Source organism: Peptoniphilus olsenii (assembly GCF_040545475.1).
Lineage (GTDB): Bacteria > Bacillota > Clostridia > Tissierellales > Peptoniphilaceae > Peptoniphilus_A > Peptoniphilus_A olsenii.
This window is the reverse complement of sequence record NZ_JBEPMA010000001.1, coordinates 254,228-268,659: the sequence shown is the minus strand read 5'-3', so window position 1 is coordinate 268,659 and position 14,432 is coordinate 254,228. Positions and strand designations below refer to the sequence as shown.

Sequence of the window (14,432 nt, the reverse complement as noted above, 5' to 3'; positions counted from 1 at the left end):
ATGGTTAAGCTTGTTTCAATGGATTTAGATGAAACCTTGCTAAGTTCTAATAAAGTAATGACAACTAGTTTTAAATCTTTTGTAGAAAAACTGAGAAGTCATGGTATTATTCCTGTAATTGCTACTGGAAGAGAGTTTTTTATGGCAAATAAATTTGTGGGTGATGTGGATATAGATTTAATTTGTAATAATGGAAATGTTATAAGAAATAACTTAAGTGGAAAAACGACTTATGTTAATCCAATTGAAAAGAAAGATTTGCTAGATATTATGAGTTTTGATAAATCTGACGAAATATATGCTTCTATTCATGTATTAAGAGATGATGGGATTGATCTTCTTTATAGATTAAAAGCCCCACAAAAATATGAAAATACGTATGTTGATGTATTTAGAGATAGAAATTTAGGCATAAAGAATTTCGATAATTTTGATGGAGAACCTCTGTCAATTGTATTTGCTGGACAATATGATGTTTTAAAAGAGTTTAAAGATATATTAGACAAAAATTTTTCTAATAGATTTAATATACATTTGATGAAAATTAAAAACAAACCATATTGGATGTTAGAAGTCTTGCAGAAAAATGGCGATAAATTATATGGTGTTGAAAAATATGCTTTAAGTAAAAATATCAATATGGACAGTGTTATAGCTATTGGTGATGATTCTAATGATAAATTGTTAATTGAAAATTCTTCAATTGGTATAGCCATGAAAAATGGAGTAGAAGAGTTAAAAAAAGTTGCAGATATAATTTCAGATTTCGATAATGATAATGATGGTGCTGTTAAAATATTGAATAAGGTGATTTTTGGGTGATAGTATGAATATAAATTGGTATCCAGGTCATATGAAAAAGACCATTGAAGATATAGAAAAAAAATTGAAACTTGTAGACTTTTGTATTGAAATTATTGATTCAAGAATACCTTATTCAAGTAGAAATCCAATTTTTACTAATCTTCTAAAAAATAAAAAAAAGCTTCTCATTTTTAATAAGGAAGATCTTTCTAATCCAATTTTAAACAAAAAATGGAAAGAGAAATATTCTGACATCAATAATTCAGTTCTGTTTTATAATGCATTAAAACCTAATGTTAATGCTGTTGTTCAAAAATCTCATGAACTGATGAAAGACGAAATAAAAAAATATGAAGACAAGGGGTTAAAAAGAGGACCATTAAAGGCTATGATTGTGGGCATTCCTAATTCTGGGAAATCTACATTTATAAATTCTATATCAGGAACCAAGTCTACTAAAACAGGTAACCGACCTGGAGTAACAAGGACAAATCAATGGATAAAAATTAATCCTAAACTTCATCTTCTTGATACTCCTGGAGTTTTATGGCCAAAGTTAGATGAAAATGTAGGTTTGAATTTAGCTTTTACTGGAGCCATCAAAGATGAAATTATGGACACAGAAACTCTCGCTTTGAAATTAATAGAAAAATTAATGTCAATAGATAAAAATATCTTAATTAAGAGATATAGTATTGAAATAAATCCACAAGATAGTCCTTTGACAATTATGGAATTAATTGGAACAAGAAGAGGAGCTTTAATGAGAGGTGGAATAGTTGACTACACTAAAGTTTCAAATATTATTTTAGATGAATTTCGGAAGGGTATTTTAGGGAAAATAACTTTGGAGGCGCAAGATGCCATTTGAAAATTATGAAGAGCAATTTAATTCTGAAGGTTATGAAACAATTGCTGGTATAGATGAAGTAGGCAGAGGATGTTTATTTGGTGATGTTGTAGCTTGTGCAATTATAATGCCTACTGGAAATCTAATTGAAGGGGTCAATGATTCAAAAAAACTTACCCCCAAAAAAAGAGAACTCTTATATGATAAAATTCTAGATACAGCTCTTGCAGTCGGGATTGGAAGAGCAAATTCTGAAAAAATTGATTCAGTGAATATTAAAGTGGCAACTCATATAGCGATGCAAACAGCTATTGAAAATTTGCGTGATAAAGAAGGTAAAAAGATTTCTCCTGATTTAGTTTTAATAGATGCTGAAAGGATTAAAACAAAAATTTTTCAACAATCTATTATAAAAGGAGATGAAAATTGTTATTCAATTGCATGCGCCTCAATTGTTGCTAAAGTTTATAGAGATAATTTATGCAAAAGATGGGCACAAGAATTTCCGGAATATGGTATTGACAAACATAAAGGTTATGCAACTAAATATCATAGAGAAGCTCTTAAATGTTATGGCCCTTCAGAAATGCATCGCATGACTTTTTTGAAAAATATAAAGAAGTGGTAATAAATGGATAATCTTTTTTATGGAAATCTTGGTGAAGATATAGCTACTAAATTTTTAATAAAAAGAAATTATAAAATATTAGACAGAAATTATACTGCATTAGGTACTGAGATAGATATTATAGCTAGAGATAAAGATGAAATTGTATTTGTTGAAGTTAAAACAAGAAATTCTCACAAATACGGAGATGCTTATGAAGCAGTGGATGAATTTAAAATGAAAAATATTATCAAAACTGCAAGGGCTTATATAGAGAGATATTCTTTATACGATATTATGATACGATTTGATATAATTGAAGTCTATTTACGTGAAAGAAAACTTAATCATATTATCGCAGCATTTGATATCATTTAATATAAAAATCTATTTGAAAATAGACTTGAGTGATGAGTATCCTATGAAAAATGATTAAAGTAAAATTATACAATAGAAGTAAAAATAGAATTAGAATGTTTATGGTCTTTTGGTCAAATAATATTTTGATTTTTAATTTTGAATTTTATATTACAATTATAAATAGCTGTCAGTAAAAACTAGGTCGTAACCTAGTTTTTTTTTAATCAAATAAATTTAAATAATATTTTTAATTTTGCATAATTTGTGTTATTATTAATTACAGATAAAACATAGTAATTTTGTATGAATTATTTTTAGATAAATGGAGGATAAAATGACAGAACTTTTAAGGATTGAAAATCTTAGCGCTGGGGTTGGCGAAAAAGAGATATTAAAGAATATTAATTTAAATATCAATTATGGAGAAGTACATGTAATTATGGGGCCAAACGGTTCAGGTAAGTCCACTCTTGCTAATGTAATTATGAATAATCCAGTTTACGATGTTTACGGTGGTAAAATTTTTTTGGACGGAGAAGATATAACTGAACTATCAACAGATAAGAGAGCTAACAAAGGTTTATTTATGTCTTTTCAAACCCCTGAAGAGGTGCCAGGAATTTCAGTTGAAAATTTTATTAGAACTGCTAAATCAGCAAAAGAAGATAAAACTTTATCTATTTTAAAATTTAAGAAACAAATTCAAAAAGAAATGGAAGAATTACAAATGAATTCTTCATATGCAGATAGATATTTAAATGTGGGCTTTTCTGGTGGAGAAAAGAAAAAGAACGAAATTCTTCAAATGTTAATGCTTGAACCAAAACTTGCAATATTGGATGAAACTGACTCTGGGTTAGATGTTGATGCTACAAGAATAGTATCTCAAGGTATAGAAAAATTTTTGAATGATAATAATTCAGTTTTAATTATTACTCACCATAAAGAGCTTATTAGAAATATAAAACCTGACTTTGTCCATGTAATTCTTAACGGTGAAATTGTAAAACAAGGAGATGCATCTCTTGTTGATAAAATTGAACAAGAAGGATTTAATTGGATCAGAGAGGAGGTAAAATAATTGAGTAAAAAAGAAAAAACTCAAGTGCAGGAGATGGATCGTGGAGTATATGATATTAAAAATGAATTTACTTTTAGATCTAAAACTGAAAAAGGTTTAACAGAAGAAATCATTAGACAAATTTCTGCTGAAAAAGAAGAGCCTGAATGGATGCTTGATTATAGATTAAAAGCTCTTGATATTTTTAATAAAAAATCAAATCCAACTTGGGGTCCTGATTTATCTGAAGTAAATATTGATGAAATTACAACATATATTAGACCAGATGCAGATTTATCTGATGATTGGAATAAAGTTCCCGATGAAATCAGAGATACATTTGACAAACTTGGTATACCTGAGGCAGAAAAAGAATCACTTCTTTCAGGTGTGGGAGCTCAATACGATTCAGAAGTTGTCTATCACAATATCCAAAAACATCTTCTCGACCAAGGAGTTATATATACTGATTTTGAAACGGGGCTTAAAAAATATCCTGAAATCGTGAATAAATATTTCCAAAAATGTATAACACCAAACCTTCATAAATATGCTGCCCTTCACTATGCTGTTTGGTCTGGAGGATCATTTGTATATGTTCCAAAAGGGGTTAAAGTTGATATACCTTTGCAGTCTTATTTTAGATTAAATGCACCTGGAGCGGGCCAATTTGAGCATACCTTGATTATAATAGAAGATGACTCTTATTGCCATTTTATAGAAGGGTGTTCTGCACCGAAATATAATGTTGTAAACTTACATGCTGGTGCTGTCGAGTTATTTGTTGGGAAAAATTCAACTCTAAGATATTCTACAATAGAAAATTGGTCTAGAAATATGTATAACCTAAATACTAAGCGTGCGATTGTAGAAGAAAATGGAAGAATTGAGTGGGTATCAGGTTCATTTGGTTCTAAAGTTTCAATGCTTTATCCAGCGTCAATTCTTATGGGTGAAAATGCTTCAAGTGAATTTACAGGTATTTCATTTGCTGGTGAGGGCCAAAATTTAGATACTGGAGCACAAGTTGTACACGCTGCACCAAATACAAAATCAACTATAAATACAAAATCTATATCTAAAAGTGGAGGAGTTGCTATATACAGAGGTCTTGTTGATATTAGAGAAAATGCATATGGATCTAAGAACTCAACTTCCTGTGAATCTTTGATGTTAGATTCTATGTCAAGATCTGATACTATTCCATCCATTAATATAAAAAACAATGACATAGATATGGGACATGAAGCAAAAATTGGTAGAATTAGCGATTCAGTGATATTTTATTTAATGACTAGAGGTATTTCAGAGGAAGAAGCAAAGCAAATGGTGGTAAGAGGTTTTGCTGAACCGATTGCTAAAGAATTACCATTAGAATATGCAGTTGAAATGAATAATCTGATTAATCTCGAACTTGTTGGATCTATAGGGTAAGGAGATAAGATGAAGGCTAGTATAATAGGAAATGAGATTGCTTTTAAGACATTTAACTTTTTAAAAGTAAATGATACAGAAATTAGTATTCCGAATTTAGTTCAAAAAGAATTTAAATTAAAGGGCAATAATGAATATGTTAAAATAGATGAATTCGATAAGATAAAATATGGAATTAGCAAAGAAGCTTTGGACTTAAATATAAAATATTTAAACTATTATAATTCTTATATTGCAGGAAAAGATGATAAAAAAGACTTTGGTCTTTATTTATTCGAGCTAGATGATGACTATGATACTTTATCTGATATGCACGATATTGTAGCTGAAAAAAATTCTAAAATAAGGCTTGTATTGGACTACACTTCTAGTGGAGATTTAAATAAATTTAGAAATAGTGTTATTAGAATTTTAGCTAAAGAAAAATCTGTAGTTGATTTATTTATTATTCAAAGAGACTCTTTAGATACTCTGGCATTAGAATCTATAGGCATATATGCTTGTGAAGGAGCAATAGTAAATGTCTATCAATACGAAGTGGGAGCAGGTAAGTTATACACAAATTACAAGTGTGAGCTTATTGGAGATTCTTCCCAAGGTAATCTAAATTCCATATATTTTGGACAAAAAGATGAATATTTAAATATGAATTATGACATGATTCATAGTGGTAAAAAAACTATATCTAACATCATGGTAAATGGAGCTTTAAAAGATAAATCTATTAAAAATTTCAAGTCTAATTTACAATTTATAGAAGGTGCTAGTGGAGCGGTTGGTTCAGAAGAAGAATATACTATTTTGCTTGACGATAGTGTTCATTCAACTTCAGTGCCATTAATGCTTGCTCATGAAGATGATGTTGTTGGTAATCACGCATCAAGTGCTGGGAAATTAGATAAGAATCAACTTTTTTATCTAATGACTCGAGGTATTAGTCTTGAAGAGGCAGAAGCACTTATAGTTGAATCAAAATTTTCTTCTGCAATTGACATGATTAATGATGACAAATTAGAAGATGAAGTATGGCACTCAGTTAGAAAAATTATTAAGGAAGGCGGACTAAATGTTTAATAAAAAAGAGATAGAACAAATTAGATCAGAATTTCCGTTCCTAGATTTAAAACCAAATAATAAAAATATAGTTTATTTAGATAATGGAGCTACTACACAAAAACCGATTGAGGTATTAAAAAACATAGAAAACTTTTATAATACCGAAAATGGTAATCCTCATAGAGGAGCTCACTATCTTGCAATGGTTTCAACTGAAGTATATGAAAATGCAAGAAAAAAAGTAGGTGAATTTATAGGAGCTAAATCTTCTAATGAGATTGTATTTTTACGAAATTCAACAGAGGCATTAAATCTTATTGCCTACTCTTATGCAATGAATAATTTAACTGAAGATGATGAAATAGTAATATCTATTATGGAACATCATTCGAATTTAGTCCCTTGGCAACGAATAGCACAAAAGACTGGTGCTAAATTAAAATATCTATACTTAGATAAAGATATGCAAATTCCTTTTTCTGAAGTAACTGATAAGATAAGCAATAAGACAAAAATATTATCAATAACTGGAGCCTCAAATGTCGTTGGTACAATGCCAGACTTAGATAAAATTTTTAAATATACACGTGAAAATTCTAATGCTAAAATTATTTTAGATGGTGCTCAATTAGTTCCACACAAAAAAGTTAACGTAGTTGATATGGACGTAGATTTTCTTGTATTCTCCGGACATAAAATGTATTCTGCAATGGGAATTGGTGTATTATATGGAAAAGAGGATTTGCTTAATTCTATGGAACCATTTTTATCAGGTGGAGATATGATTGAGTATGTGTATGAGGATAAAACTACTTTTTTACCATCACCCCAAAGGTTTGAAGCGGGAACAGCAAATGTTGAAGGTGCGGTTAATTTAGCTTCAGCCATTGATTTTATAGAAAGAATAGGTATGGAGAGAATTGATGAATATGAAACATATTTATCAGATTATTGTTATGATAAGCTCAAAAAACTAGATTATCTTGAAGTCTATACTACGCCAAAAACTCCTAGGGCCCCCGTAATATCTTTTAATTTCAAAGAAGCTCATCCTCATGATGTAGCATCGATACTAGATACTTATGGAATTGCTATCAGATCTGGGCATCACTGTGCACAACCATTGCATAGATATTTGGGCTCTAATTTTTCTTGTAGAGCTAGCTTTGCGGTTTATAATACTATTGAAGAAATAGATTATTTTGTTAGACATCTAGAAGATGTTAGGAGGTTATTAGGAATTGAATCTTGAAAATATTTATACTGAATTAATTTTAGAACATTCTAGAAATAAAAATAATAGAAGAGATTTAGAAGAATATACACACAAGGAATTAGGGCACAATCCTAGTTGTGGCGATGAAATAACTTTACAATTAAATGTTGTAGATGGAATAATTAAAGATATTTCTTATAATGGACATGGTTGTGCAATTTCACAAGCGTCTACTTCAATTATGTGCGATATAGTTAAAGGCATGAAAGTAGAAGAAGCTATTTCAATGGCAGATAAATTTATAGGAATGGTTAAAGGTGAGATTACCGATCCTGATGAACTTGAAGATTTAGATGATGCTATAGCTTTTGAATCAATTAAAAATCTGCCAGCAAGAGTTAAATGTGCTGTATTGTCTTGGTATACTCTAAAAGATATATTAATCAATAATAAAAGTGAAGGATCTTTTAATCCTAATTGAGGTGAAAAATGAAACTTTCTACTAAAGGTAGATATGGTCTAATGGCCATGTATAATTTAAAAGAGAATATAGGTAAAGGACCTATTGCTTTAAAGGATATCGCTAAAGAAGAACACCTATCTGAGTCATATTTAGAACAATTATTTTCATTGCTGAAAAAGAACGGTCTTGTAAAATCTGTTAGAGGTGCAGGTGGTGGATATATTTTAGCACGAGAGCCAAAAGAGATAGCAATAGGAGAGATTATTAACGCTCTAGAAGGAGATATATCTCTTTCTTGTTGCGATTCAGGGAAAAATACAAGCTGTGATAGACTTGAAGCCTGTGCTACAAGAGATATTCTTTATAAATTACAAAACAGGATTGAAGATGTCATGGAATCTATGACATTAGAAGATATGTGAGGTAAATATGATTTACATGGACAATGCTGCCACTACTAAGGTTTCAGAAAAAGTTTTAAAAAGTATGATGCCTTATTTGACTGATTATTATGGGAATGCTTCGAGCATTTATTCATTAGGTCAAAAATCAAGGTCAGCTGTAGAAAATTCTAGAATTAAAATTGCTGATATCTTAAAAGTTAAGCCTAGTGAAATTTACTTTACTTCATCTGGAACCGAAGCAGATAATTGGGCTATAAAAGAGACAGTTGTAAACAATAAGATAAATCACATTATATCTTCTCAAATTGAACATCCTGCTGTTCTAAACTCTTTAAAATATTTAAAAACTAAAGGGCATAAGATTGATTTGTTAAATGTTGACAAGTATGGTTTTGTCGACTTAGATGAATTAAAAGATAAAATTAATAATGACACTAATTTAGTTTCTATAATGTTTGCTAATAATGAAATAGGTACTATTGAGCCAATAAATGATATTGCTAAAATATGTGATGAAAAAAATGTCATGTTCCATACAGATGCTGTACAAGCCTTTGGGAATGTTAAATTCTTTTTAGATAATCCAAATATCAGTATGTGCTCAATGTCTGGGCATAAAATTGGTGCACCAAAAGGTATAGGATTATTATATATAAAGGATAATGTGAGAATTAATTCTTTAATAAGTGGTGGAGCCCAAGAAAGAGATAAAAGGGCTTCTACAGAAAATGTGGCATCTATTGTGGGCTTGTCTATAGCGTTAGAAGAGTCATATAAAAATATAGATTATAATATAGAATATACGACAAATTTAAGAAATTATATGTTAGATAAGCTTTTAAATATTGATGGTGTTATTTTAAATGGTCCTATAGAAAATCGATTACCAGGAAATATAAACATATCTTTAATAAATGTCAAACCACAAACAATGATACAATTCTTAGATATGTTTGATATATATGTATCTCAAGGTTCTGCATGTGCGGCAGGAAGCATTGAACCGTCATATGTATTGACCTCAATTGGATTAGATAAAGATTTAGCTTTATCTGCAATTAGAATTTCATTAAATCACAATAACACAAAAGAAGAGTGTGATATAGTTGTAGATAAAATAAAAGAGGGAATAAAAAAATTTAGCTTTTAGGAGAATAATATGTTAGAACAGTTTGCAGGAAATACCAATACAGCTAGATTTGTGACATATGCTTTAATAATACTAGCCATTTTATTGATGTTTTTAGCAATTTATTATTTGGTAAATATCGGCAATAGATATATAGATCCAAATAAAAGATTGAAAATGGATTTAAGCATTGTTGTAAAGCTTTTTGTAGGGGTTCTTTCTCTATATTTAATAAGAATAATTTTTGGTAAATATCCAATACTTGGATATACACTATCGTCTGTTATTATAGCTATAATTTTTGCATATATAATGGATCCTCTAGTCAATTTTCTTGAGAGAAAAGGAATTAAAAGAAAATTTGGAGTAATTATAGTATATATTTCTGTGTTGTTATTATTCGGTATATTAATATTTTCTGTCATACCAAAATCTATTCAAGAATTTTCTAATTTATTGTCTAGAATACCAGATATGTTAGATTCTTTAAATAAAATGACCAATAGTTTTTTAACTAGAGTTTTTTCTAAATTTAATATAAAGATGCCAGAAAATTTTCTTAACGTTTATAATGATACTAATCAAATAAATGTTACTCAGGGTAGTGACCCAATAACTGGAATATTAAATTCGATAAATAAAACGGTTAATGAAATTATATCTACTATGCAAAAGTCTGCAGTAGATTCGCTTAGAAATATAGCAACAAAAATATATGCTTTATTTACCAATGCACTTAGAATAATATTAATATTAATCTTCTCATTCTATTTTTCTGTTGATAAAGAAAAATTTAATTTGAAATTGAGAAGATTAATTCCTAATAAGTATAGGAGAGATGTGACTTATTTAGGTAAGAGAATAGATACAGCGTTGCAACAATTTATAAGAGGTAGACTTTTAATGGCTATTTTTGTTGGTGTAGCAACAATGATTTATCTTTTAATACTTAGAGTTGATTTTGCTATTGTTATAGGTTTAATAACTTGTGTGGCAGATATTATTCCATATATTGGACCATTTTTAGGTTATTTACCTGCTGTTTTATTTGCTTTTATGGACTCGCCTGTAAAAGCTTTTTGGGTAACTATAATTTTTGTCACAATACAATGGGCAGAGAATAATATTCTAGCTCCGAAATTAATTGGGAATTCTACAGGGCTCGATCCTCTATTGATTCTAATTTCTATAATAATTGGTGGAGGAATTTTTGGCGTTTGGGGAATGGTTATTTCTGTACCAGTGGTTTCTGTATTTTGTATTTTGATTGATTTTTTAAAAATCAAATACAGTGAAAGACATGAATAATTGACATTTTTTTGTAAAATAACTATAATAACATTAGTATGTCCTCCCAGGGAATGGGAGGTTTTTTAATAATGAGGTGCTTGATGAAATTTTTAGGATTACATGATATTAGAACGGAATATTTAAAATTTTTTGAATCAAAAAAACATTTAATTCTGCCAAGTTTTTCTTTGATTCCAAAAGATGACAAATCACTTTTATTGATAGGTGCAGGAATGGCGCCAATGAAAAAATTCTTTACTGGTGAAGAGGTTCCACCAGCAAAAAGAGTAACAACTTGTCAAAAATGTATAAGAACTGGTGATATTGATAATGTTGGTCTCACAGATAGACATGCGACTTTCTTTGAAATGCTAGGTAATTTTTCATTTGGTGATTATTTTAAACATGAAATTATTCCTTGGGCTTGGGAATTTTTGACAGTTAATTTAGAAATTCCAAAAGAAGATTTATGGGTTACTGTTTTTCATGAAGATGATGAAGCTTATAATATTTGGAAGAATGTAGTAGGAATTCCTGAAGAAAAAATTATTAGATTGGGTAAAGAAGATAATTTTTGGGAGCTTGAAGTTGGTCCTAGTGGTCCTTGCTCAGAAATATATGTTGATAGAGGTTTAGAGCATGGTTCCAAAGATGAACTACCAGGTGGAGAAGGAGATAGATTTATTGAAGTGTGGAATTTAGTTTTTACACAATTCGATAAAGATGAAGAAGGTAATTACAATCCTCTTTCTCATCCAAATATTGACACAGGTATGGGTCTTGAGAGGATAGCTACTGTATTACAAGAAACTGATAATATCTTTGAAATAGATGCTATTAAAGATATAATTCAAAAGATTAGTTCTATTTCATCTTTTAAATATGGTGAAGATGAAAATTTAGATATTTCCTTTAGAGTTATTACAGATCATACAAGAGCTATGACTTTTATGATTTCGGACACAATAGTTCCATCCAATGAAGGTAGAGGATATGTTTTAAGAAGATTAATAAGAAGAGCGGCTCGACATGGGAGAAAACTTGGAATTAAAAAAGCATTCTTATCCGAAGTAGCAGATCTAGTAATTGATTCCTGGGGTACTGAATATAAGGAACTTATTGAGAATAAAGATTCTATAAAAGAAATTATAAGAAGAGAAGAAGAGAAGTTCCTTGAAACAATAGAACAAGGTCTTGTTAAACTAAATGATAAAATCGGTGAGTTAAATAATAATGGACTTGAGACTTTGTCAGGAGAAGATGCATTTAAATTATATGATACTTTTGGTTTCCCTATAGATTTGACGGAAGAAATTTTAAAAGAAAAAGGTCTAAAGGTTGATATTGCTGGTTTTAATAATGAGATGAACTTGCAAAAAGAAAGAGCTAGAAGTGCCAGAGAAGATTCAAATGTAGGTTGGTCTAACCAAAACAATAATAATTTATTTGATGGACTTAAAAATGAATTTGTAGGATATGAACAAAATAAATGTAGTTCACAAATACTTAAAATAATAAAAGAAAATAAAGAAGTCCAATCTGTTACTGAAGGTGATAAAGTCATTGTAATTCTTGACAAAACTCCTTTTTATGGTGAAAGTGGAGGACAAATTGGTGATACTGGATTTATAAGGTCAAATTCTTTTGAAATTAGAGTAAATGATACAAAAAAAACTAAAGATGATATACACTTACACATTGGAGAAGTAACTAGTGGAACAGTTACAAAAAAAGAGGCTATAGCAAATATTGATACAGATAGAAGAAATAATATAAGAAGAAATCACTCCGCGACACATTTACTTCATAAAGCATTAAAAGAAGTATTAGGAACTCATGTAAATCAAGCAGGTTCTTTGGTTATGGATAATAGAATGCGTTTTGATTTTACACATTTTAAACAAGTTACTAAAGATGAATTAATTGAAATCCAAAATATTGTAAATGAAAAAATATTTGAAGCTTTACCTGTATCAACAAGTATAACAAACATTAATGAAGCCAAAGAAATGGGTGCGATTGGTCTATTCGAAAGTAAATATGAAGAAATGGTCAGAGTTGTAAGTATGGGAAATTTTTCTAAAGAACTTTGTGGCGGAACCCATGTATCAAATACTTCTGAAATTTCTATGTTTAAAATCCTCTCCGAAGGTGGTATAAGTAATGGTGTAAGGAGAATCGAAGCTATTACTGGTCCAGAAGTTTATAGTTATTTAGAAAATTTAGACAATATTTATGATAATATATCTACTGAATTAAAAACTAATAAAGAGGATGTTATGTCTAAGATTAGTTCTAATATTAGAGAATTAAAAGAAGCAAATAAAGAAATTGAAAGATTAGAACATTCTTTAGCTAAGGATAAACTTTCTGGTATATCTGATAATGTGAAAGAAAAAAATGGTATCTCTTATGTGACACAAAAGTTTGATAATGTAGATGTCAATACATTGCGTGATTTAGCTGATGAAGTTAGGGATAAAGTAGGCTCTGTCGTTGTATTATTTGCAACAGTTAATGGAGATAAAATTAATTTTGTGTGCGCTGTTTCTAAAGATTTAGTTGAAAAGAATATCTTTGCTGGCAAACTAATAAAGGAAATTGCAAAAGTTGCTGGTGGTGGTGGCGGCGGTAGAAATGACATGGCTACTGCTGGTGCCAAAGATTTAGATAAGGTTCAAGATGCTTTAGATAAGCTTGAAGAGTTGTTATAAAATTTACTAAAAATCATTTTTTGTGATATAATTCATTTGGAGGTATATTATGGATCAAGATAATAATACACAAGTTTTTGAAAAAAAAGCTTTAGAACAGGAAAGAATAAAGGGTGTTTTAAAAGTAGTTTATAATGCTCTAGAAGAAAAAGGTTATAATCCTATAGATCAAATTATTGGATATATATTATCAGGAGATCCAACATACATTACAAGTCATGATAATGCTAGATCCATGATACAAGAAATTGAGCGTGATGAACTTCTCCAAGAGATGCTAAAAGTTTATTTAGAGAAAATATGAGATGGCTGGACCATCTCATATTACATATTATATATGTACCTATATTTTAAGGTTGTGGTTATAAAATGAATAAAATTCTAGGCTTGGATGTTGGTGATGTATGGATAGGAGTTGCTATTAGCGATGCACTTTTAATTACAGCACAGCCTCTTGTTACAATTAAGAGGGAATCTAATAAAATTGCTTATGATAAAATTCATGACATAATAATTGAAAACAATGTAGATAAAGTAGTAGTAGGTCTTCCAAAGAATATGAACAATACTATAGGGCCTCAAAGTGAAAAAGTCATTAAATTTGCTGAAAAATTAAAGAACAAATTTAAAATTGAAGTTATATATATTGATGAGAGGATGACTTCGCTAATGGCTGAGCAAGTATTGATTCAAGGTTCAGTAAGAAGAGAAAATAGAAAAAAGTATATTGATAAAATTGCTGCGACATATATCCTGCAGTCATATCTTGATAGTAGAAACTGATTTTTAAGGGGAAATAGATGGAAAAGTTAAAATTTTATGATGAAAATGGAAAAGAAGTAGAGTTTTTTGTTGATGCAAAATTTACTTTAGATGACACAGATTATGTTGCTCTTTATAAAGATGATGAAGAGCCAGAAATTTATATTCTAAAAATAGAAATAGATGAAACTGGTGAAGAATATCTTGCAGGAATTGATGACAAAGAATTGCAAGAGGCAATCAATGCTTATGAAGAATTGATATCTGATAGTGATAGGTGATT

At 29.5% G+C, this 14,432-nt stretch carries 16 protein-coding genes; all 16 read left to right on the top strand.

Going from position 1 to position 14,432, the window contains the following annotated elements; all coding sequences use genetic code 11:
• The 16 genes from ABID14_RS01555 to ABID14_RS01480 all read left to right on the top strand — a co-directional run bounded on the left by ABID14_RS01555 (position 1) and on the right by ABID14_RS01480 (position 14,430).
• Positions 1-822 carry an HAD-IIB family hydrolase gene (locus ABID14_RS01555; RefSeq protein WP_354366689.1) on the top strand — a complete coding sequence of 274 codons (822 nt, stop codon included), beginning with the start codon at positions 1-3 and terminating at the stop codon, positions 820-822.
• Positions 823-826: 4 nt separating this feature from the next.
• A complete protein-coding gene (gene ylqF, locus ABID14_RS01550; protein ID WP_354366688.1) occupies positions 827-1,675 on the top strand; it encodes a ribosome biogenesis GTPase YlqF in 849 nt (282 codons plus the stop codon).
• Complete coding sequence (gene rnhB / locus ABID14_RS01545; RefSeq protein WP_354366687.1) at positions 1,665-2,282, top strand: ribonuclease HII; 618 nt, start codon at positions 1,665-1,667, stop codon at positions 2,280-2,282. Before ylqF ends, rnhB begins: the two co-directional genes overlap by 11 nt.
• Positions 2,283-2,285: 3 nt before the next feature.
• A complete protein-coding gene (locus ABID14_RS01540; protein WP_354366686.1) occupies positions 2,286-2,639 on the top strand; it encodes a YraN family protein in 354 nt (117 codons plus the stop codon).
• Positions 2,640-2,955: 316 nt separating this feature from the next.
• Positions 2,956-3,702, top strand: coding sequence for a Fe-S cluster assembly ATPase SufC (gene sufC / locus ABID14_RS01535; protein WP_354366685.1), 747 nt, complete (start codon positions 2,956-2,958; stop codon positions 3,700-3,702).
• Positions 3,703-5,115, top strand: coding sequence for a Fe-S cluster assembly protein SufB (sufB, locus tag ABID14_RS01530; RefSeq protein ID WP_354366684.1), 1,413 nt, complete (start codon positions 3,703-3,705; stop codon positions 5,113-5,115). It abuts the gene before it with no gap.
• A gap of 9 nt (positions 5,116-5,124) precedes the next feature.
• Positions 5,125-6,189, top strand: coding sequence for a SufB/SufD family protein (locus tag ABID14_RS01525; protein ID WP_354366683.1), 1,065 nt, complete (start codon positions 5,125-5,127; stop codon positions 6,187-6,189).
• A complete protein-coding gene (locus tag ABID14_RS01520; protein WP_354366682.1) occupies positions 6,182-7,423 on the top strand; it encodes a SufS family cysteine desulfurase in 1,242 nt (413 codons plus the stop codon). The genes ABID14_RS01525 and ABID14_RS01520 overlap by 8 nt, the downstream gene beginning before the upstream one ends.
• The gene (gene sufU, locus ABID14_RS01515) at positions 7,413-7,868 is read left to right on the top strand and encodes a Fe-S cluster assembly sulfur transfer protein SufU (protein WP_354366681.1); all 456 of its coding nucleotides are present in this window, start codon (positions 7,413-7,415) and stop codon (positions 7,866-7,868) included. Before ABID14_RS01520 ends, sufU begins: the two co-directional genes overlap by 11 nt.
• Before the next feature lie 8 nt (positions 7,869-7,876).
• Complete coding sequence (locus ABID14_RS01510; protein ID WP_354366680.1) at positions 7,877-8,272, top strand: RrF2 family transcriptional regulator; 396 nt, start codon at positions 7,877-7,879, stop codon at positions 8,270-8,272.
• A gap of 7 nt (positions 8,273-8,279) precedes the next feature.
• A complete protein-coding gene (locus ABID14_RS01505) occupies positions 8,280-9,404 on the top strand; it encodes a cysteine desulfurase family protein (protein WP_354366679.1) in 1,125 nt (374 codons plus the stop codon).
• A 9-nt stretch (positions 9,405-9,413) separates the two neighbouring features.
• A complete protein-coding gene (locus ABID14_RS01500) occupies positions 9,414-10,691 on the top strand; it encodes an AI-2E family transporter (protein ID WP_354366678.1) in 1,278 nt (425 codons plus the stop codon).
• Between the two features lie 83 nt (positions 10,692-10,774).
• Positions 10,775-13,387, top strand: a complete 2,613-nt coding sequence (gene alaS / locus ABID14_RS01495; protein ID WP_354366677.1) for an alanine--tRNA ligase — start codon at positions 10,775-10,777, stop codon at positions 13,385-13,387.
• A 49-nt stretch (positions 13,388-13,436) separates the two neighbouring features.
• Positions 13,437-13,691 (top strand): IreB family regulatory phosphoprotein, encoded by a 255-nt coding sequence (locus ABID14_RS01490; protein ID WP_354366676.1) that lies wholly within the window; start codon positions 13,437-13,439, stop codon positions 13,689-13,691.
• Positions 13,692-13,756: 65 nt separating this feature from the next.
• Positions 13,757-14,170 carry a Holliday junction resolvase RuvX gene (gene ruvX / locus ABID14_RS01485; protein ID WP_354366675.1) on the top strand — a complete coding sequence of 138 codons (414 nt, stop codon included), beginning with the start codon at positions 13,757-13,759 and terminating at the stop codon, positions 14,168-14,170.
• A 17-nt stretch (positions 14,171-14,187) separates the two neighbouring features.
• A complete protein-coding gene (locus tag ABID14_RS01480; RefSeq protein ID WP_354366674.1) occupies positions 14,188-14,430 on the top strand; it encodes a DUF1292 domain-containing protein in 243 nt (80 codons plus the stop codon).
• The last annotated feature ends 2 nt before the right edge of the window (positions 14,431-14,432 follow it).